Origin of the sequence: Methylosinus sp. H3A (genome assembly GCF_015709455.1) — a bacterium.
Lineage (GTDB): Bacteria > Pseudomonadota > Alphaproteobacteria > Rhizobiales > Beijerinckiaceae > Methylosinus.
Map to the genome: position 1 here is coordinate 3,468,936 of NZ_JADNQW010000005.1, position 19,819 is coordinate 3,488,754.

Below are 19,819 nucleotides of genomic sequence, written 5' to 3' on the forward strand. Positions count from 1 at the left end.
GGGTTTCGCGCGCCTTTCAAAGCGGCCTCTCAAACCTGCTGCACCGAGGCGACCGCCGGCACGAAATGGCGCAGCATATTCTCTATGCCGTTCTTGAGCGTGGCGGTGGAGGAGGGGCAGCCCGAGCAGGAGCCCTTCATGGCCACATAGACGATTCCGTCGCGAAAGCCGCGGAAAGTAATGTCGCCGCCGTCATTGGCGACCGCCGGGCGCACCCGCGTCACGATCAGCTCCTTGATCTGCGTCACGGTCTCTGCGTCTGCAGGATCGAAAAATTCGGCCGGGGCGGCCTCGGCGGCGTCGATCACGATCGGCTGGCCGGAGCTGAAATGCTCCATGATCGTGCCGAGGATGGCCGGCTTCAGATGCGCCCATTCGGCGTCCGTCTTGGTCACGGAGACGAAATCGGGGCCGAACATCACCGCCTCGACGCCGTCGATCGACAGCAGCGCGCCGGCGAGCGGCGAGGCGGCGGCGGCCTCCGGCGTGCGGAACTCGCGCGCGCCCTCGGCGAGGACGGGGCGGCCGGGCAGGAACTTCAGCGTGGAGGGGTTGGGCGTGGTCTCGGTCTGGATGAACATGGGGTCTTCTCCGCGGCGTCCGGTTCAAGGCCGGCGTGGCGATATTGTCGTGGCTTCTCTAGCACGAAATCATCCGCGCGACAGCAAATGCGGCGCCGCCCCATCCCCGGGGAGAGCGCGCGGAGTCAGCGGCCGCCGAGGGCGGGGGCGCGCAATATGTCGAGCAGCGCCGCACGATGCTCCGAACGTCTCGCATGAGCTTCGCCGACGGGCTCGAAGTCGGAGAGATCATAGACGGATTTGCTCGAGCCCTTGAACATCATCGGGCCCGTCGCCGTGACGACGATGTCGCCTCTGCGCAAGGTGGGATCGTCGAGACGCGCAACTTCGCGTGGCGCGTGGGTTTCGACGGCGTGGTCGAAATCGGCGACGACGCGCGACGCGAATGCGTCGTATCTTTCGCGCGCTTCGTCGATCCGCCGCAACCATTCGATGTGCGCGTCATCGTCGACGCGCGCGATCTCTTCGGCGGCGGCGCTTCGCATCGCCGCGGCCGATAACACCAGGCAGAAAAAGATTCTCGTCGTCGCCATGGCGTGAGAAAGGAACGAAGCGCGCCGCGCCGCGCGATCAGCTATCGAACATTCGTTCGTGATTCGCACGTGCTCGATTCCTGGCTACGTGTATTCCCCAGTTTGTCAATCTCTGTCGCGCCCGAATAATGATTATAGCGCGGGTCACGCCGATCGAAAGTCGGCGCAGACGTCGATCGCCTGGCTTTTCCGCGCTTGGTTATTCCGGGGCTTTTGATGATGATCTGTCTGTCGCTACGCGATGCGCTCGAATGCTTCGCGTTCCATGCGTCGGCGCGCGAATCCGCTCGGCGCGTCGCATTTTCTCCTCGAGACGAAGGACGCCCATGATCCAGCCGCCTCCGCTGACGAGTGCGCTCGTCGACGAGTCGTCTCGTCGGATTTGTTCCATTCCGCAAGAGAGGACGATCAGAGACGCCACCATTCATATCGTCGACGACGATGACGCTGTGCGCGACTCGCTGAGCCTTCTGCTATCGACGGACGGCTTCCGGGTCAGGTCGCATGAGAGCGCCAGCCAATTCCTCGCATCGGTCGATCCGGGCGACACGGGCTGCGTGGTGACCGATGCGCGCATGCCGGAAATGACCGGCATCGAGCTGCTGGAGGCGATGAAGGCGCGGCGTCTGTCGCTGCCGGTGGTCGTCATCACCGCCTATGCCGATGTGTCGCTCGCCGTGCAGGCGATGAAGCAGGGCGCTTTCGATTTTCTGGAAAAGCCCTTCGACAATGAGGCGCTGATCGCCTGCGTGCGTCTCGCGCTCGCCTATGAGCGGGAGGAGCAGTTCCGCGCCGCGGAGACGCAGACGATCGAGGCGCGGTTGCAGACGCTCACCGCGCGCGAGAGCGAGGTGCTCGAGCGCCTGCTGCATGGAATGCCGAACAAGGTCATCGGTCGCGAGCTCGGCATCAGCGTCCGCACGGTGGAGGTCCACCGCGCCAATGTGATGCTGAAGATGAACGCCGGCAGTCTCTCCGAGCTCGTTCGCATGTCTCTCGCCGCCGAGCAGGCGCGCGGCAAAGGCTGAGAGCGACGAAGCCGCTCACGGTTTTTCAAAGGACGCTCCGGACCCCGGCGCGTCCTTTTTTCGTTAACCATAGGCTGTAGCGAACGGGTCACAGGGGCGAGATAAAGAGCGGTCGCCGCACGGCAGGCCTTGTCTTCGCCAAAGAGACGGGGTCATTTGGGCGCGCGGCGAAGCTCCGGGAGCGGCTCGGAGCATTGGTCGGGGGCGGCGTGGTTTTGAAGACACTTCGTATTTTCGGTGTTTGCGCGGTCGCGGCCCTGCTTTCGGGCTGCAGCCTTCTTCCGGGCAGCGGTCCTTCCGGCGATGCGGTGATGAGCGCCGGCACGCCGACCGAATCGCAGCCGGAGACGCCTTTCGCCCTCGTCGAGATCGACACGCAAGTGACGGCGGCGCTGGCCAAGCGAGGGGCGCCGGGCCTGCGCGGCTCCTTCGGCGACTATCGTCCGCCGGCCACGCAGCCGATCGGCGTCGGCGACACGCTGCAGATCACTCTATGGGAGGCGGCCTCCGGCGGCCTGTTCTCCTCGCCGGCGATGGACCGCGGCAGTCCCGGCTCGCGCTCGGCGGCGATACCGGATCAGACGGTCGGGCGCGACGGCTCGGTGACCGTGCCCTACGCCGGGCGCATCCAGGTGGCCGGCCGCACGCAGCAGGATGTGGAGGCGGTCATCGTCGAGCGCCTGCGCGGCAAGGCGATCGAGCCGCAGGCGCTGGTCAATGTGTCGCGCAACATCAGCAATACGGCGACGGTGACCGGCGAGGTGACGCAAGGCGCGCGTGTGCCGCTGACGCTGCGCGGCGACCGCGTGATGGACGTCATCGCCCAGGCCGGCGGCTTTCGCTCGCCGGTTCACGAGACCTTCATCAGCCTGACGCGCGGCGACCGCACCGCGCGCGCGCCGATCCAGGCGCTGCTCGCCAATCCGCGCGAGAATATTTTCGTGCGCCCCGGCGATGTGCTGACGGTGGAGCGCACGCCGCAGACCTTCACAGTGGCGGGCGCGACGGGGGCGAACGCCGTGGTGCCCTTCGATGCGCGGGGAATCACTTTGGAGGAGGCGATCGGCAAGGCCGGCGGCCTCACCGATCAGCGGGCCGATCCGGGCGGGCTGTTCGTGCTGCGCTACGAGCAATCGGCGGTGATCGCGGATTATCCGACTGTGTCGCCGCTGCTGGCGGCGCAGCGGCTGGTTCCGGTGGCCTATCATCTCGACATGCGCAATCCTGCGGCTTTGTTCACGGCGCGGAGATTCGCGATGCGGGACAAGGACATATTGTTCGTCTCCAACGCGCCGCTGACCGAGGTGGGCAAGGCGTTCCAGCTGATCTCCATGCTGACGCAGCCGGCGATCCAGGGCGCGGCGGTCGGCATGGCGGTGAAGTGAGCCGTGACGTGATCGGCGGTTGACCTGATGGGGCTGCGCGCAAAGCTCTGAATTCCGACCTAGAGGCGGCGATAGCGGTTGACGCAAGGGCGTCGCGCGGGCAAGCTGACGGTCGACGATATTGCGATGCAAAAGATGTCGCGGCCCGGGCGCGCTGGTCTCATTCGCGCAGGGCTGCGACACCCGGCTTGGTTTTCGAGGGGGTTTCTTGGCGAACCGATTGAATACGAGCCTGTTGGCGACTGGCGAGCGGCGCGTGCTGCAGGCGTTGGCGCCTCGACTTCCCGCCTGGACGACGCCGGATCATTTGACCGCCGTGGGGTTGGCGGGGGCGGCGGCGACGGCCGCCGGCTTCGCGCTGACCCATTGGTCGGCGTGGTTTCTATGGGCGGTGGTCGCCGGCTTGTTCCTGAACTGGTTCGGCGATTCGCTGGACGGGACGCTGGCCCGCCATCGCGGGATCGAGCGTCCGCGCTACGGATTTCTTCTCGATCATTCGAGCGATCTGATCGCGCAGAGCCTGATCGTGGTGGGGCTCGGGGTCTCGCCCTATTTCACTCTGCCGTCGGCGCTGTTCGTGCTGTCGCTCTATCTTCTGATGAGCTCCTACACATATCTGCGCGTGGCGACGGCGGGGGTGCATCGCCTGTCCTATGGCGGCATGGGCGCGACGGAGTTTCGCATATTGGTGGCGTCCTGGAGCCTTTTCGCCTATTGGCTGGGGCCGCAGGTGGTGGAGGCGCGTCTTTGGCGCTTCACGGTTCTGGACGTGACGGTCGGGGCCGCTTCGGCGATCGCTTTCACGCTGTTCGTGTGGATGGTTCGGCAGGATCTGGCGCGGATGGAGCGCGACGACGATCACGAGACGGCGACGGTTCACCGTCTGCCGACGCGCCGCCCCGCGGCCGAGCCGGCTCTGGCCGAGCCGGCGCAAGAGCTCGACAGCGAGCTCCCCAGCGCTTCCGCCGGCTGAGGCGGCGGCAATCAGGACAGCAGGCTCGGTGGTTGTGACGGCTCGCGACATTTTCGGCGGTGAGAGTGCGCCGATCGGCGCTCGGCCAGAGCTCGAGCCAGAGGCGACGGGTCTTGCTTTTTGGGCCTCGCGCCCCAAATGCGTCGTGAGAACGGCGCTTCCGGCGTCGCCCCAGCGGAGCCTATCGACGCTTTGGCCATGACGAGCGACACGCGCGATATCGCCCTCGTCACAGGCGCGAGCGGTTTCATCGGAGGGGCCGTCGCGGCCCTGCTGCACGAGCAGGGCTTTCGCGTGCGCGCCTTTGTGCGGCCGACGAGCCCGCGCGCCAACCTCCGCCCGCAATATGAGATTTTCGAAGGCGATGTGACCGATCGCGAGAGCCTGCGGGCTGCGCTTCGCGGCGTGCGTTATCTCTTCCATGTCGCCGCCGACTACCGGCTCTGGGCGCCCGATCCGCGCGCGGTGATGCGCACCAATGTGGACGGAACCCGCATAGTGATGGAGGAGGCGCTGCGCGCCGGCGTCGAGCGCATCGTCCATACGAGCAGCGTCGCGACGCTCGCGCCCGACGCCTCCGGCCTCTGCGACGAGACGCGCCGGCTCGAGGTCTGCGACCGCCTCGGTGCCTATAAGCGCAGCAAGCTCCTCTCCGAGCGCCTGGTCGAGGAGATGGTCGAGCGCGAGGCTCTGCCGGCCATCATCGTCAATCCATCCGCGCCGCTCGGGCCCGGCGACGTCCGCCCGACGCCAACGGGGCGCATCGTGCTCGAGGCGATGCGCGGCAATATACCGGCCTATGTCGACACGGGCCTCGCCGTCGTCCATGTGGCCGATGTCGCCGCCGGCCATCTCGCCGCTCTGCGCCTCGGGCGAGTCGGCGAGCGCTACATTCTCGGCGGCGAGAATGTCGAGCTCTCCGAGCTGCTCGCCGAGGTGGCGAATCTCAGCGGCCGCCGCCCGCCGCGTGTGCGGCTGCCGCGCTGGCCGCTGCTGCCCCTCGCCCATGTCAATGAGGCGCTGGCGCGCGTTACAGGCCGCGAGCCTTTCCTCAATGTCGAGAGCCTGCGCCTGTCGGCGACGACCATGTTCTTCGACGACGCCAAGGCGCGCCGCGAGCTCGGCTACCGTTCGCGGCCCTATCGCCATGCGCTCGCCGATGCGGTCGAATGGTTCGGCGCGCGCGCCATCGACAAGCGCGAGGCGCGGCGAGACGCGCGCCGGGCGGCGCGCTCGGCGAATAGGCGTCTGCGCCCTTGCGCGCGGCCTCGCGACGGGGCAATTCTCCGCGCGTGGCACTTTTCATGACGAGCGTCGGATGAGCATCGATCGGCGTCCGCCCGGAGCGGGACGGCGCTGGCCGTCGCGTCTTTGCGGCCTCGCCGCGGGGGCGGCGGCTGTCCTCTCTTTTCCTGCGCCGGCTTTCCCGCAGGCGGCTTCGGGCTTCAATCTCTGCGTGCAGCCGGGATCGCCGCCCTGCGTCTTCATGCCGGGCCAGCCGGCGGAGGCCTGCGGGCGCGAGGTCGAGGCCTATATCGCCTCGGTGTTCCATTATCGCGAATGTCTCGCGCGGGAGAGCGAGCGCGTGATTCGCGAATCGAACGACGTCATCGACCATTGGCGATGCCGCGAGAAGGGCGAGCGGTGCCGCAAATGACATCGGGCGCGCTGTCGCGGCCCGTCGTCTATGACGTGACGCGTCTCGTGACGCGCGCGCTCAATCCGACGCCCAATGGCATAGACAGGGTCGATTTCGCGCTGGCGCGGCATTTTCTCACGGCGGCGGGGAAGGGGAGCGTCGCGCTCGCCTGCGCGGCGCTGGGGCCGCGGCTCGCCTCGGCGGAAGAGGCGCTGCGCACGCTCGTCGACATCGAGACCTATTGGAACGAATTTCTCGATCCGCGCGAGGATGCGGTGTTCGAGGAACTCGTCGCTGCGCTCGATCGAGAGCCCGCCCATGGCGGCGCGACGCGGGTGAAGCGGCGGGGATGGGGCGCCGTCCCCGAGAATTGGCGCGCCATGCGCCGCTGGGCCTTTCGCATCGGCCGTCCGGCGTCCGAGGCGCCGCCGGGGGCGATCTATGTCAACGCCAGCCAATTTCCGGTCGACAAGGATTGGCATTTGCGCTGGCTCGACGCGCGGCCGGATGTGAAGCCCGTCTTCTTCGTCCACGATCTGCTGCCGCTCGAGACGCCGGAGTTTTTTCGCCCGGCCGAGCGCGACAAGCATCGCGCCGCAATGGGCAATATCGCGCGCCGCGCCGCCGGCGTCGTCGTCGGCTCACAGGCGGTCGCGCGCCGCGTCGCGGATTTCGCGCATCGGCAGGGCAGGGGCGACCTGCCCGTTTGTCTCGCCGGCCTGCCGGCCGCCCCCGTCTTCGAGACGAAAGCCGCTGTCGATCCGCGCCTTGCCGACAAAACCTATTTCGTCCTTTGCGGGACCATCGAGCCACGCAAGAATCACCTGCTGCTGCTCAATGTCTGGCGCGAGCTGGCCGAGCGGGAGGGGCACGCGACGCCCAAGCTCGTCATCGTGGGCAAGCGCGGCTGGCACAATGAGAATGTGCTCGACATGCTGGAGCGCTGCGCGGCGCTGCGGCCGCATGTGGTCGAGGTCTCCGGCCTGTCGACGCCGGCCTTGCGCGCTCTGCTCGCCGGCGCGCGGGCCGCGCTCGCGCCGTCCTTCGCGGAAGGATTCGGCCTGCCGGTGGCCGAGGCCGCGGCCTGCGGCGCGCCGATCATCGCCTCCGACATAGAGACCTTTCGCGAGATCGCGGGCGAGGCGCTCGATTATGTCGATCCGCTCGACGGGCCGGGCTGGCGCGACGCGATCCTCGCCTATCGCGAGGCCGATTCGCCGCGCCGGCTGGAGGGGCTGCGCCGCCTCGCGCAGTTTCCGCGTCGCGACGCGCCGTCATTCTTCCGCGCGATCGACGCATTCGTCGGCGGTTTATGATCCGGGCGGCGTCCGCGGCGGAGCGGCGCGCCTTGCCGGGGCGACGGGGGTTTCCTATTAAGGTCGAACAAAGGTCGACAAGCGAGAGAGAGGCGTCGATGACGGACTCGTCGAACCCGCCGAAATGGAAGAGGGTCGTCGTCAAGCTCTCGGGCGAGGCGCTGATGGGCGACGCGCCGCACGGCCTCCACGCCCCGACATTGGAGCGGATCGCCAAGGATCTCGCCTCGGCGGCCGAGCTCGGCGCACAGATCGCCGTCGTCGTCGGCGGCGGCAATTTCTTTCGCGGCATTCAAGGCGCGGACAAAGGCATAGAGCGCGCGCGCGCCGATTCGATCGGAATGCTCGCGACGGTGATGAACGGCCTCGCCCTCGAGCAGGCGATCGAGGCGCAGGGCCGGCAGGCGCGGGCGCTCTCGGCCGTGCCCATGCCCTCGCTCTGCGAATCCTACTCGCGGCGGGCGGCGCTGCATCATCTCGCCAAGGACCGCATCGTCATTTCCGCCGGCGGCACGGGCCTGCCCTTTTTCACCACCGACACGCCCGCCGTCGTGCGCGCCGCCGAGCTTTCGGCCGACGCCGTGCTGAAGGCGACCCAGGTCGACGGCGTCTATACGGCGGACCCCAAGCGCGACCCTTCCGCGCGCCGCTACGAGCAGCTGACCCATGACGAGGCCATCGCCAAGAGCCTCGCCGTGATGGACACCGCCGCCTTCGCTCTTGCTCGCGAGAACAAGATTCCCATAATCGTGTTTTCCATCGCCGATGCGGGCGCGATCCGCGCGGTGCTGGAAGGACGAGGGCGGGCCACTTATGTCGTTCCGTGAGAACATGCCGTTCCCGCGAGAGGGACGACGCCCTCGGGACGCGGCCGACGATTTCCGCCTCGGCGGATTATGTTCTATGAGACGCTCTGACCCTGAGCCGGCGCGGCCCGCTCATTCGAACCGATAGACTTCACGAATAGGCAAAGTTTCCTATGGCTCAGACTTTCGATCTGCCCGAACTGAAGCGCCGCATGCAGGGCACGCTGGCGACGCTAAAGCACGAGCTCGGCGGGCTTCGCACCGGGCGCGCCTCGGCGAGCCTGCTGGAGCCGATTCACGTCGAGGCCTATGGCCAGCCGACGCCGCTCAACCAGGTCGCCACGATCAGCGTGCCGGAGTCACGCATGCTGGCCGTGCAGGTGTGGGACAAGGGGCTCGTCGGCGCCGTCGACAAGGCGATTCGCGATTCGAATCTGGGGCTCTCGCCGACGATCGAGGGCCAGGTGCTGCGCATTCGCACGCCGGAGCTCAATGAGCAGCGCCGCAAGGAGCTGGTGAAGGTCGCGCACAAATATGCCGAGGACGCGCGCGTTTCCGTGCGTCATGTGCGGCGCGACGGCCTCGACATATTGAAGAGGCTGCTCAAGGATCACGCTCTGCCGGAGGACGACGCCAAGCGCCACGAGATCGAGGCGCAGAAGGCGACCGACGAGGCGGTGCGCGACATCGATGCGGCGCTCGCGCAAAAAGAAAAAGAAATCATGCAGGTTTGATTAGTTTTTGTCGATTGTCGCGAAGAGCCGGCCGGTCCGGTTCGAGCTTTCGAGGATGGCGCGGAACAAAAAAATGGGAGACGGTGGAATATTGGAGCTGGGAGCGCCGGCATTGGCGCCGAGAGCCGCGCCGCGTCATGTGGCTTTGATCATGGACGGCAATGGGCGCTGGGCGGCGGCGCGAGGCCTGCCTCGGTTCGAGGGCCATAGGCGCGGCGTCGACGCATTGCGCAAGACGGTGCGCGCGGCGATCGAGTTCGGGATCGATTATCTGACCGTCTATTCCTTTTCTGTGGAGAACTGGTCGCGTCCGCCCGAGGAGGTGCAGAGCCTCCTCGCTCTGCTGCATCGTTTCATCCGCAATGATCTGGCGGAGCTGCAGTCCAACAATGTCCGCGTGAAGGTCATCGGCGCGCGCGAGGATCTCGCCGCCGAGATCGCCGCTCTGCTGCTCGAGGCCGAGCAGACGACCGCGGCCAACACCGGCCTCACCCTCGTCGTCGCCTTCAATTATGGCGCGCGTCAGGAGATCGCGGCGGCGGCGCGCGCGCTCGCCGAGGAGGTCGCGGCCGGCCGCCTGCGCCCGCAGGACATAGACGCCGAGGCGATCGCCCGGCGCCTCGACACGGCCGACATCCCGGATCCCGACCTCATCATCCGCACCAGCGGGGAGCAGCGCCTGTCCAATTTCATGCTGTGGCAGGCCGCCTATGCGGAATTACTGTTCCTGCCGGTTCATTGGCCGGATTTCAGCCGGGCCGATTTCGAGGCGGCGATCGACGAATATGCGCAGCGCGATCGGCGATTCGGCGGCCTCGCGGCGGCCGGTTGCAGAGCGAAGACCGCTTCATGAGAGAGCCTTCCAGGCCTGGCGCCGCCATCGCCGGCGACAAGAGCGCGCGATTCGCGGATCTCGGCCCGCGCATCGGCTCGGCGGCGGCGCTGATCGCGACGGCGCTCGCCGCTCTCTATGTCGGCGGCGACGCTTTCGCCCTGTTCTGGCTGCTCGCCGGTTTCGCCGTGTCCTGGGAATGGCAGAGCATCGTCGGCGGCGAGATGGCGCTCGCCCGATTCGCTCTCGGCGGCGCTTCGCTCGCCGGGGCGACGGCTTTCGCCGCCCATGGCGGCGGCCCGGCCGCCTTGGCCTCGCTGGCCTTCTTCGCGGCCATTCTCTCCATTTTGGCGGGGCCGGGGCGACGGCTCTGGGCGCCGGCCGGCCTGCTCTACGCCGGCTCGCTGATCGTCTCGACCAATGTGCTGCGCCATTCGCCCGATTATGGCGCGCTGTCCATCGCCTGGCTGTTCGCCGTCGTCTGGGGAACCGATGTGATGGCCTATTTCGGCGGCAGGCTGATCGGCGGGCCGAAGCTCTGGCCGCGCGTCTCGCCGGGCAAGACCTGGTCGGGCACGCTCGTCGGCGTCGTCAGCGGCGCGCTCGCGGGCGTCGGCGTCGTCTATCTCAGCCGCTGGAGCGGCTCGGCGACTCTGCCGCTGTTCGGCGTCGGCCTCGTCGCGGCGGCGCTGGCGCAGGCGGGCGATCTCTTCGAATCCTGGATCAAGCGGCGTTTCGGCGTCAAGGATTCGAGCCGGCTCATCCCCGGCCATGGCGGCGTGATGGATCGCGTCGACGGCTTCATCTTCGCCAGCGCCTTCGCGGCCATGCTCGGCGGATTGCGCGGTCAGGAGTCCCTGGCCGCCGGTATTTTCATCTGGTAGGCGGCATATGGCGACAGGGGCGGGATCGGAGCGGTTGGTCACTCGGGCGCGCGGCGGGCGGCCGAAGCGCATCGTGCTGCTCGGGGCGACGGGGTCGATCGGGCGGTCGACGGTCGATCTGCTGATGCGCGACCCGGAAGGGTTTTCCGTCGCCGCCATCGCCGGAGGGCGCGACCATGCGGCTCTCGCCAGAACGGCGATCGCGGTGAAGGCCGAATTCGTGGCGATCCGCGACGAAGACGGCTATGCGGCGCTGAAGGAGGCGCTGTCCGGCACCAATATTCAGGTCGCGGCGGGGCGCGAGGCGGTGATCGAGGCCGCGACTCGCGAGGCCGATCTCGTCGTTTCGGCCATTGTCGGCGCCGCCGGGGTCGAGCCGACCCATGCCGCTCTCGCGCTCGGGCGCAACGTCGCTCTCGCCAATAAAGAGTGCCTCGTCTGCGCCGGCGCGCCTTTCATGCGCACGGCGCATGAGGCGAGCGCCCGCCTGCTGCCGATCGACAGCGAGCATAATGCGATTTTCCAGGCGCTCGGCGGCGAGGATGTCTCGCGAATCGAGAAAATGACCATCACCGCCTCGGGCGGCCCGTTCCGCACCTGGACCAAGGAGGCGATCGAGGCCGCGACGGTGGAGCAGGCGCTCAACCATCCCAATTGGGCGATGGGGCCGAAGAATACGATCGATTCGGCCACATTGATGAACAAGGGGCTCGAGCTCATCGAGGCGCATCATATTTTCGGCGTGCCGGCCGAGAAGCTCGACGTCGTCGTGCATCCGCAATCGATCGTGCATGGGCTGGTGAGCTTTGCCGACGGCTCGGTCACGGCTGGCCTCGCCCGTCCCGATATGCGCGTGCCGATCGCCCATTGCCTCGCTTATCCCGAAAGAATCGAGACGCCGGCGCCGCGGCTCGATCTCGTCGCCATCGGCGCGCTCACTTTCGAGAAGCCGGATCTCGAGCGTTTTCCGGCGCTCGGGCTGGCGCTCGAGGCGATGCGGGCAGGCGGGGGCCTGGCGACCGTGCTCAACGCCGCCAATGAGATCGCCGTCGAGGCGTTCCTGGCCGGCCGTATCGGCTTTCCCGGAATCGCCCGCCATGTGGCGGAGGCGCTGGAGGCCGCGCTCCAGGACGGCACGGCGCGCGAGCCGGGGACGGTTGAGGACGCCCTGGATATTGACCATATTGTGAGAGAAAGGTCGCGCGGCGCCTTGGCGATGAACGGGGCTTCGGGCATGTTAACGCTTCAGTAACCAAGAGAGCAGGGCCAAGCGGCGGACTCTTGGGACGTAGCGTTTGCCGGGAGTATGGCTTTGCTGGACTTGCTCATGACGATCCTCATCTATGTCGTTCCCTTCGTCTTCGTGCTGACGATGGTGGTGTTCTTCCACGAGCTCGGCCATTTCCTCGTCGGCCGTTGGTGCGGGGTGAAGATCGACGCCTTCTCGATCGGCTTCGGCCCGGAGCTCTGGGGCTTCTACGACCGTTACGGCACGCGCTGGCGCCTGGCGGCCATTCCGCTCGGCGGCTATGTGAAATTCCACGGCGACGCCAATGGCGCGAGCGTGCCCGATCCCGAGCGCATCGAGTCGATGCCGGAGGACGAGCGCAAGCTCACCTTCTTCGCTCAGTCGGTGTGGAAGCGCGCGGCGATCGTGGTGGCGGGGCCGCTCGCCAATTTCGTGCTGGCGATCGTCATCTTCACATTTCTCTACGCCTCTTTCGGGCGCAACATCCTATTGCCGAAGGTGGCCTCCGTGCAGGCGGGGGGCGCGGCCGCGCAAGCGGGCTTCGAGCCCGGCGATCTGGTCCTCACCATCGACGGCGAGCCGATCGACAGCTTCGGCAAGATGCAGGAGATCGTCTCCTCCTCGACCGGCAAGCCGCTCGCGATCGTCGTGCGGCGCGCGGGGCAGGATGTGACGCTGCAGGCGACGCCGCAATTGCGGGAGATCGAGACCGCGCTCGGCAAGACCAAGATCGGCATGATCGGCCTGCAGGCGAGCTCCGATCCGGCCGACCAGCGCGAGGAGCGCTACAGCGTCGGTCGTTCCTTCGTCCTCGCCGTCACCGAGACTTGGACGATCATCGAGCGGACCGGCTCCTATCTCGGCGGACTCGTCGTCGGCCGCGAGGCGACCGATCAATTGTCCGGCCCGATCGGAATCGCGCAGGTCTCGGGGCAGATGGCCAAGGCGATCGACAAAGTGGGCGTCGGCCCGCTCTTCAATCTCATCGCCATATTGTCGATCTCGATCGGCCTGCTCAATCTCGCGCCGGTGCCGCTGCTCGACGGCGGACATTTGTTGTTCTATGCGATCGAGGCGGCGCGTGGCCGCGCGCTCGCGGAACGTACGCAGGAATACGCATTCCGGGTCGGACTCGCCATGGTCTGCACGTTGATGGTGTTCTCCACCTATAATGACCTCGCCCGGTTGCTGCACCGGCTCGCCGGCGCGGGAATCGACTGATCGTTTCGTGTCTGGTTTCTTTCTTCCCACGGAAAATGGAGGCGATTTCGACGAGGCGGGCGTTTGTGACCGCTTTTCGCCATCATTCTGGGGAGGATCGTCATTCGGGGACTCGCGGCGTTCCGCTGCGGGTCTCCTTACGTTAACGCGACGCTGACCATAAAACGTGGCATCGCGGCAACGGGCCGGGCAAAACGGGGAAACTCGCGGCGTTCGGCATTTGCAGTAAACGGTAAACCTTGTAGAAGGTGAACATCGGATCGGACGGCGTGCGGGAGTGTGCGTGCGTTGTCCCAGTTCGTGAGCCGCGCCGCTTTCGGCGGGCGACGGCGCGACGAGGACTTAGGATTGACAATGCGGTCCATCGAGGCTTTTCGGAATCGTTCCTATCTCATGGCAACCGTCGTATCGGCGGTCCTCGGCTTCTCTCTTCCTTCTCTTGCTCAGGACATCGTCGTCGTCGGCAATGCCCGCGGCGATTCCGATGTGATCCGCTCCTATTTCTCCGGGACGAGCCCGGAGGAGATCGAAAAGGGCCTCGAGGCGCTGCGCAACAGCGGCCGCTTCTCCAATGTGAGCGCCAGCCACGAGAAGGGACGCGTGGTCATCCACGTGGCGGAGACCAATCTCATCAATCGCGTCGTCTTCGAGGGCAACAGCAAGGTCAAGACGGAGACGCTGACCTCGGAAGTGCGCACGCGCGCGCATGGCTCCTTCAATCAGACGGTCGTCCAGCAGGACATTGCGCGCCTGCTCGAAATTTATAAGCGCTCGGGCCGCGCCGCGGCCAAGATCACCTATCGCACGGTGCAGCTGCCCAATGGGCGCATCGACGTCGTCTTCGCCGTCGAGGAGGGCGACAAGACCGGCGTCAAGGATATCAAATTCGTCGGCAACACCGTCTACTCGACGGGCCGTCTCGTCGATCTCATGGAAACGACGGAGATGAACTTCCTGTCGTTCATCAAGACGAGCGACGTCTATGATCCCGACCGCATCGCCTCCGATCTCGAATTGGTGCGGCGCTTCTATCTGAAGAACGGCTACGCCGACTTCCATGTCGTCAGCTCCGACGCGGTGTTCGATCCGGCCCAGGGCGGCTATGTCATCACCGTCGTCGTGGAGGAGGGGCCGCAATATCGCGTCTCCAATGTCGACATCGAGTCGCATCTGCCCGATATCGATCCCGTCTCGCTGCAGCCCTATCTGCGGCTGTCGCCCGGCGACGTCTACAATGGCGACGCGGTGGAGAAGACCGTCGAATCGCTGACGCGCGAAATCGCCAGGAAGGGCTACGCCTTCTCGCAGGCGCGTCCGCGCGGCGAGCGCAATCCCGCCGCGCAGACGGTGGCGATCCGCTTCGTCGTGGACGAGGGGCCGCGCGTCTATATCGAGCGCATCAATATTCGCGGCAACACGCGCACGCGCGACTATGTGATTCGCCGCGAGTTCGAGATCGGCGAGGGCGATGCGTACAATCGCGTGCTGGTCGATCGCGCCGAACGCCGCCTCAACGGCCTCGGCTTCTTCAAGAAGGTCCGCGTCACCAACGAGCCGGGCTCGGCGGCTGATCGCGTCGTCGTGAATGTGGACGTCGAAGATCAGGCGACCGGCAATTTCGGCGTGTCGGGCGGCTATTCGACGACGGAAGGCTTCATCGGCGAAGTCTCGGTGTCGGAGAGCAACTTCCTCGGCCGCGGCCAGGCGACGCGCCTCTCGGTGCAGGCCGGCCAGCGCGCGCGCGGCGTGTCCTTCAGCTTCACCGAGCCCTACTTCCTCGATCAGCGCTTCTCGGCGGGCTTCGATCTCTTCGCGAAGAAGTCGGACGCCTATAATTACTCCTACTACAGCACGACCTCGATCGGCGGCACGCTGCGCTTCGGCGTGCCGATCACCGAGGAGATCAGCTTCTCGCCGCGCTATTCGATCTACAATACGACGATCTCCATCCCCAACGACAGCAACCGGCCCTACAACGACTGTCAGACGCCTCTGCCGGGATATACGCCGGGTTTCGGCTACATCTTCGCGCCCACGGCGGCCGATCTCAGCGTTCTCTACAATTGCCAGTCCAATGGCGAGGCCTCGCTGGCCATCAAGGAGTCGCAGGGCTCGCGCCTCACCTCGCTCATCGGCTACACGCTGTCGTACAATTCGCTCGACAATTTCCGCAATCCGAAGAACGGCATCCATTCGCAGCTGTCGCAGGATATCGCCGGCCTCGGCGGCAACAGCCGCTATATCCGCACCACGGGCGACCTCCGCTATTTCCACGAGCTTCCCTTCGTGGACGATGTGGTCGGCATCGCGCGCGTGCAGGGCGGCAATATGTTCGCGCTCGGCGACTATCAGTTCCGGGTGATGGACAATTTCAACCTCGGGCCGACGCTGGTGCGCGGCTTCGCTCCGGGCGGCCTCGGTCCGCGCGACATCTCCAACTGGACCAGCTCGCGCGGCAACTCGCTCGGCGGCTCCAATTACATCGGCGGCTCGCTCGAGGTGCAGTTCCCGATCTGGGGCCTGCCGAAGGACATCGGCCTGCGCGGCGCGCTCTTCGCCGACGCCGGCACGCTATGGGGCTACAAGGGCGCGACGAACTTCAGCAGCAAGCTCTATGGCGTCACTCTGCCCTGCGTCTATCCCTATTCGGCTCCGACCTTCGGCCAGGGCACTTGTATCGTCGTCTCTGGCGATGCGGCGCAGATCCGCTCCTCGGTCGGCGCCTCGGCGCTGTGGCAATCGCCGCTCGGGCCGATCCGCTTCGACTATGCGGTGGTGCTGTCCAAGGCCTATGGCGACGTGACGCAGCGCTTCCGCTTCTCCGGCGGCACCAATTTCTGAACGCCCGGCTGGCGTAAGGCCGAAGCAGCGACTAGAATTTACGATCCCCGAGCGGCGAGACCCGCCGCTCGGGGATCGTTTTCGTAGAGAGCGCCCGAATGGCCCTGCGCGGGCCGGCGCCGTTCTCTTCGGCGCTTTGTCCCGGCGGTGGCCGGACGTGACGATTCGAGAGGAGCGCGGCATGAGCGCCGCTGGATTTTTCCGCCTCGACCGGCCCCTGACGCCGGCGGAGGTCGCCGAGATCGCGGGCGCGCGCCTTCACGAGATCCGATCCGCCGGCGAGTCGGAGATCATCATCGGCGTGGCGCCGCTCGATCTGGCGCGGCCGGGCGAGCTCGCCTTCTATGATCGGAGACGCTATGCGGCGGCGCTGCGCCTCTGCCGCGCCACCGCCTGCCTTTTGCGGAGCCGCGATCTCGACGCTCTGCCGAGCGGCGTCATCCCGCTGGTGACGTCCGAGCCGCACAAGGCGATGGCCAGAGTGACGGCGCGTCTGTTCCCCGATTCGCTCCGGCCGCAATCCTTGTTCTCGGCGACCGGCGTTTCGCCCGGCGCGATCATTCATCCGACGGCGCGGCTGGAGCCGGGCGTCTCGGTCGACCCTGGCGCGGTCATCGGTCCGCGCGCCGAGATCGGCTCGGGGAGCGTGATCGGCCCGCATGCGGCGATCGGGCCGGATGTGCGTATCGGGCGCGACTGCTCGATCGGCGCCAATGCGAGCATCGTCTGCGCGCTCATCGGCGACCGGGTCATCGTCCATCCGGGCGCGCGCCTCGGCCAGGATGGTTTCGGCTTCGTTCTGTCGCCTCGCGGCCATGTGAAGGCGCCGCAGATCGGCCGCGTCATCGTGCAGGACGACGTCGAGATCGGCGCCAATACGACGATCGACCGCGGCGCGACGCGCGACACGATCGTCGGGGAGGGGACCAAGATCGACAATCTGGTCCAGATCGGCCACAACGTCGTCATCGGGCGCGGCTGTGTCATCGTCGCGCAATCGGGTCTCGCCGGCTCCTGCGAGCTCGGCGATTTCGTGGGCCTCGGCGGCCAGTCTGCGATCGGCGGCCATCTCACCATCGGCGAGGGCGCGCAGATCGCCGCCAAATCCGGCGTGACGCGCGATGTGCCGGCCGGCGCGCGCTGGAGCGGCGCGCCGGCGCGTCCCGTGCGTCGCCATTTGCGCGGCGAGCTGCTGCTCGACCGCCAGGCCCGCCGCGACGCGAGGTGAAACCGGCGCAGGACGCCGGAACGAATGAGAGACGGGCTGGGCGGAGAGACGACCCGGTCCGCGAGGAGGGAGAGAAGATGAACGAAGAAACGACGGCCCAAGCGCCGGAATCCCTGGGCATCCACCAGATTTTGGAGCTGTTGCCGCATCGTTATCCGCTTCTTCTCATCGATCGCGTCATCGACATTCGCGGCGACGAGAGCGGCGTCGGAATCAAGAACGTCACGTTCAACGAGCCCCAGTTTCAGGGCCATTTCCCCGAAAATCCGGTGTTTCCGGGCGTGCTGCTGGTCGAGGCCATGGCGCAGACGGCCGGCGTCATCGCCGCCCGCACGCAGCCGCGCGACGCTGCGCGCAAAGTGTTCTTCACCACGATCGACAAAGCGAAATTCCGCCGCCCGGTGATACCCGGCGACCGCGTCGAATTCCACATGACGAAGAAGGCCAGCAAACGTGCTATCTATTGGTATTCCGGCCGGGCGCTGGTCGATGGCGCGCTGGTCTGCGAGGCGGAGCTGAGCGTGATGATCGGCGGCTGAGCGCCGCCGCATCGCCCGGACGGGCCAATGACCTCGAGCGCGCGCATCCATCCATCCGCCGTCGTCGAGGAGGGCGCGCGCCTCGGCGAGGGCGTCGTCGTCGGCCCCTTCTGCCACATTGGCGCGGAGGTCGAGCTCGGCGATCGCGCGCGTCTCCTCTCGCATGTCGTGCTGGCGGGGCGCACGCGCATCGGCGCGGATGCGGAAATCCATCCTTTCGCCTCGCTCGGCGCGGCGGCGCAGGATTTGAAATCGCGCGGGCGGACGGGCGCGCTCGTCATCGGCCGCGGCTGCCTCGTGCGGGAGGGCGTGACCATCAACGCCGGGACGCCGGCGGACGGCGGCGAGACGCGCATCGGCGATGATTGCGCCTTTCTCGCCTATTCCCATATCGGCCACGACAGCCGAATCGGCGATGGGGTGGTGCTGTCCAATAATGTGCTGCTCGGCGGCCATGTCCGCATCGGCGATCGCGCCGCGATCGGCGGGGCCACGGTGGTGCATCAATGCGTCCACATCGGCGCGCAGGCTTTCGTCGCGGGGCTCTCGGGCCTTGAGGGCGATCTCGTTCCCTTCGGCCTCGCGGGCGGCAATCGCGCGCATTTGTTCGGGCTCAATCTCGTCGGCCTGCGCCGGCGCGGCTTTTCCGACGCGCGGCTCGCGACTTTGCGGGAGGCGTTCCGCCGGCTGTTCCCGCAGGAGGCGGGCGCGCAAGTCCTGGCGCAGCGGATCGAGGCTGTGGCGCGGGATTTCGCCGGCGTCGGCGATGTCGAGGCCGTTCTCGCCTTTCTGCGGGCCGAGCGGGCGCGTCCGCTCTGCGCGCCGCGCCCGGCGCGAGGCTAGGGTGGAGAGGCCGCGCCATGTCTTTCTCATCGCCGGGGAAGCCTCGGGCGATCTCCTGGGCGCGCTGCTGATGCGCGCCTTGCGCGCCGCGCAGCCAGACATTCGTTTTTCCGGCGTCGGCGGCGAGGCGATGGCGCGCGAAGGGCTCGCGAGCCTGTTTCCGCTCGGCGATATCGCCGTCATGGGATTGCTGTCTCCGTTGCGCCGATTGCCGCAGCTGCTGGAGCGTATCGAGCGGACCGCGCGCGCGGCGCTCGAGGCGGAGCCCGATTGCCTCGTGCTGATCGACGCGCCGGACTTCACCCATCGCGTCGCGCGGCGGGTGCGGCGCGCGCGGCCGGCGCTTCCGATCCTCGATTATGTGAGCCCGACCGTCTGGGCGTGGCGACCCGGCCGGGCGCGGGCGATGCGCGCCTATGTCGATGAGGTGCTCGCGCTGCTGCCCTTCGAGCCCGCGGCGCATGAGCGGCTCGGCGGCCCCGCCTGCGCCTATGTCGGCCATCCGCTGCTCGACTGTCTCGACGCGCTGACTCCCTCGGCCGAAGATCTGGCGGCGCGGGAGGCGGGGCCGCCGCTGCTCCTCGTGTTGCCGGGCTCGCGCCACGCCGAGGTCGCGCGGCTCATGCCGGTTTTCGGCGCCGCCGTCGCCATCCTCGCGGATCGATGTGGTCCGCTCGATGTCGCTCTTCCCGTCGTGCCGCATGTCGCGGAAGAGGTCGATCGCCGTCTCGCATCCTGGACGGTTCGACCGCGTCTGCTGACGCAGGAGCAGAAGCCGGCGGCGTTCCGTCGCGCCCGCGCGGCTCTGGCGGCGTCGGGCGCGGCGACGCTGGAGCTGGCGCTCGCCGGCGCGCCCATGGCTGTCGCCTATAAGGTCGCGCCGGTCGAATGGCCGCTGCGCATTCTGGTGAGCGTCGACAGTATCGTGCTGCCCAATCTGGTGCTCGGCGAGCGGCTGATTCCCGAGTTTCTGCAGGGGCGGGCGACGCCGGCGGCGCTCGCGGCCGCGCTGGAGCCGCTCATTCGCGGCGGCGACGAACGCGCGGCGCAAACCAGCGGATTGGCCCGTGTGCGCGCCCGCATGCTGGCGGAGGAAGGCCGCAGCCCGAGCGCTCGCGCCGCGGAGCGCGTGCTCGCGTGGACGACCTCGAGACAGCGAGTCTGAACGGGGATTTGCGCGGCGGGTC

General features: G+C 67.3%; 19 protein-coding genes. 17 read left to right on the forward strand and 2 right to left on the reverse strand.

Annotated elements, in window-relative coordinates; translation table 11 throughout:
• Positions 1-29 precede the first annotated feature (29 nt).
• Both IY145_RS19025 and IY145_RS19030 read right to left on the reverse strand, forming a co-directional pair.
• On the reverse strand, positions 30-581 hold the full coding sequence (locus IY145_RS19025) for a NifU family protein (protein WP_196409645.1): 552 nt from the start codon (positions 579-581) through the stop codon (positions 30-32).
• Positions 582-706: 125 nt separating this feature from the next.
• Positions 707-1,066, reverse strand: a complete 360-nt coding sequence (locus tag IY145_RS19030; RefSeq protein WP_196409646.1) for a hypothetical protein — start codon at positions 1,064-1,066, stop codon at positions 707-709.
• A 374-nt stretch (positions 1,067-1,440) separates the two neighbouring features.
• Between IY145_RS19030 and fixJ the strand changes: the two genes are divergently transcribed.
• The 17 genes from fixJ (at position 1,441) to lpxB (ending at position 19,797) form a co-directional block, all read left to right on the forward strand.
• Positions 1,441-2,142: a response regulator FixJ gene (gene fixJ, locus IY145_RS19035; RefSeq protein WP_210332692.1), complete on the forward strand. Its 702-nt coding sequence runs from the start codon at positions 1,441-1,443 to the stop codon at positions 2,140-2,142.
• Between the two features lie 311 nt (positions 2,143-2,453).
• A complete protein-coding gene (locus IY145_RS19040; protein WP_246722100.1) occupies positions 2,454-3,527 on the forward strand; it encodes a polysaccharide biosynthesis/export family protein in 1,074 nt (357 codons plus the stop codon).
• Between the two features lie 208 nt (positions 3,528-3,735).
• Complete coding sequence (locus IY145_RS19045) at positions 3,736-4,500, forward strand: CDP-alcohol phosphatidyltransferase family protein (RefSeq protein ID WP_246722101.1); 765 nt, start codon at positions 3,736-3,738, stop codon at positions 4,498-4,500.
• Between the two features lie 198 nt (positions 4,501-4,698).
• The gene (hpnA, locus tag IY145_RS19050; RefSeq protein WP_196410617.1) at positions 4,699-5,808 is read left to right on the forward strand and encodes a hopanoid-associated sugar epimerase; all 1,110 of its coding nucleotides are present in this window, start codon (positions 4,699-4,701) and stop codon (positions 5,806-5,808) included.
• Between the two features lie 10 nt (positions 5,809-5,818).
• Positions 5,819-6,157, forward strand: coding sequence for a hypothetical protein (locus IY145_RS19055; RefSeq protein ID WP_196409648.1), 339 nt, complete (start codon positions 5,819-5,821; stop codon positions 6,155-6,157).
• Complete coding sequence (locus IY145_RS19060) at positions 6,154-7,455, forward strand: glycosyltransferase family 1 protein (RefSeq protein ID WP_246722102.1); 1,302 nt, start codon at positions 6,154-6,156, stop codon at positions 7,453-7,455. The genes IY145_RS19055 and IY145_RS19060 overlap by 4 nt, the downstream gene beginning before the upstream one ends.
• Positions 7,456-7,553: 98 nt before the next feature.
• Entirely contained in the window at positions 7,554-8,282 is a 729-nt protein-coding gene (gene pyrH, locus IY145_RS19065) for a UMP kinase (protein WP_196409649.1), read from the forward strand.
• 152 nt (positions 8,283-8,434) lie between these two features.
• Complete coding sequence (gene frr / locus IY145_RS19070) at positions 8,435-8,995, forward strand: ribosome recycling factor (RefSeq protein ID WP_196409650.1); 561 nt, start codon at positions 8,435-8,437, stop codon at positions 8,993-8,995.
• Positions 8,996-9,068: 73 nt separating this feature from the next.
• The gene (locus tag IY145_RS19075) at positions 9,069-9,848 is read left to right on the forward strand and encodes an isoprenyl transferase (protein ID WP_196409651.1); all 780 of its coding nucleotides are present in this window, start codon (positions 9,069-9,071) and stop codon (positions 9,846-9,848) included.
• Positions 9,845-10,711 (forward strand): CDP-archaeol synthase, encoded by an 867-nt coding sequence (locus IY145_RS19080; protein ID WP_196409652.1) that lies wholly within the window; start codon positions 9,845-9,847, stop codon positions 10,709-10,711. The genes IY145_RS19075 and IY145_RS19080 overlap by 4 nt, the downstream gene beginning before the upstream one ends.
• A gap of 7 nt (positions 10,712-10,718) precedes the next feature.
• Positions 10,719-11,963 carry a 1-deoxy-D-xylulose-5-phosphate reductoisomerase gene (gene dxr / locus IY145_RS19085; RefSeq protein ID WP_196409653.1) on the forward strand — a complete coding sequence of 415 codons (1,245 nt, stop codon included), beginning with the start codon at positions 10,719-10,721 and terminating at the stop codon, positions 11,961-11,963.
• Between the two features lie 54 nt (positions 11,964-12,017).
• A complete protein-coding gene (gene rseP, locus IY145_RS19090) occupies positions 12,018-13,181 on the forward strand; it encodes an RIP metalloprotease RseP (RefSeq protein WP_246722103.1) in 1,164 nt (387 codons plus the stop codon).
• 354 nt (positions 13,182-13,535) lie between these two features.
• On the forward strand, positions 13,536-16,022 hold the full coding sequence (gene bamA / locus IY145_RS19095; RefSeq protein WP_196409654.1) for an outer membrane protein assembly factor BamA: 2,487 nt from the start codon (positions 13,536-13,538) through the stop codon (positions 16,020-16,022).
• A gap of 181 nt (positions 16,023-16,203) precedes the next feature.
• Positions 16,204-17,250: a UDP-3-O-(3-hydroxymyristoyl)glucosamine N-acyltransferase gene (gene lpxD, locus IY145_RS19100; protein WP_196409655.1), complete on the forward strand. Its 1,047-nt coding sequence runs from the start codon at positions 16,204-16,206 to the stop codon at positions 17,248-17,250.
• Between the two features lie 77 nt (positions 17,251-17,327).
• Positions 17,328-17,789, forward strand: a complete 462-nt coding sequence (gene fabZ / locus IY145_RS19105) for a 3-hydroxyacyl-ACP dehydratase FabZ (protein ID WP_196409656.1) — start codon at positions 17,328-17,330, stop codon at positions 17,787-17,789.
• A gap of 27 nt (positions 17,790-17,816) precedes the next feature.
• Complete coding sequence (gene lpxA, locus IY145_RS19110; RefSeq protein ID WP_196409657.1) at positions 17,817-18,632, forward strand: acyl-ACP--UDP-N-acetylglucosamine O-acyltransferase; 816 nt, start codon at positions 17,817-17,819, stop codon at positions 18,630-18,632.
• Between the two features lies 1 nt (position 18,633).
• On the forward strand, positions 18,634-19,797 hold the full coding sequence (gene lpxB / locus IY145_RS19115; protein WP_312030612.1) for a lipid-A-disaccharide synthase: 1,164 nt from the start codon (positions 18,634-18,636) through the stop codon (positions 19,795-19,797).
• Positions 19,798-19,819: the final 22 nt, after the last annotated feature.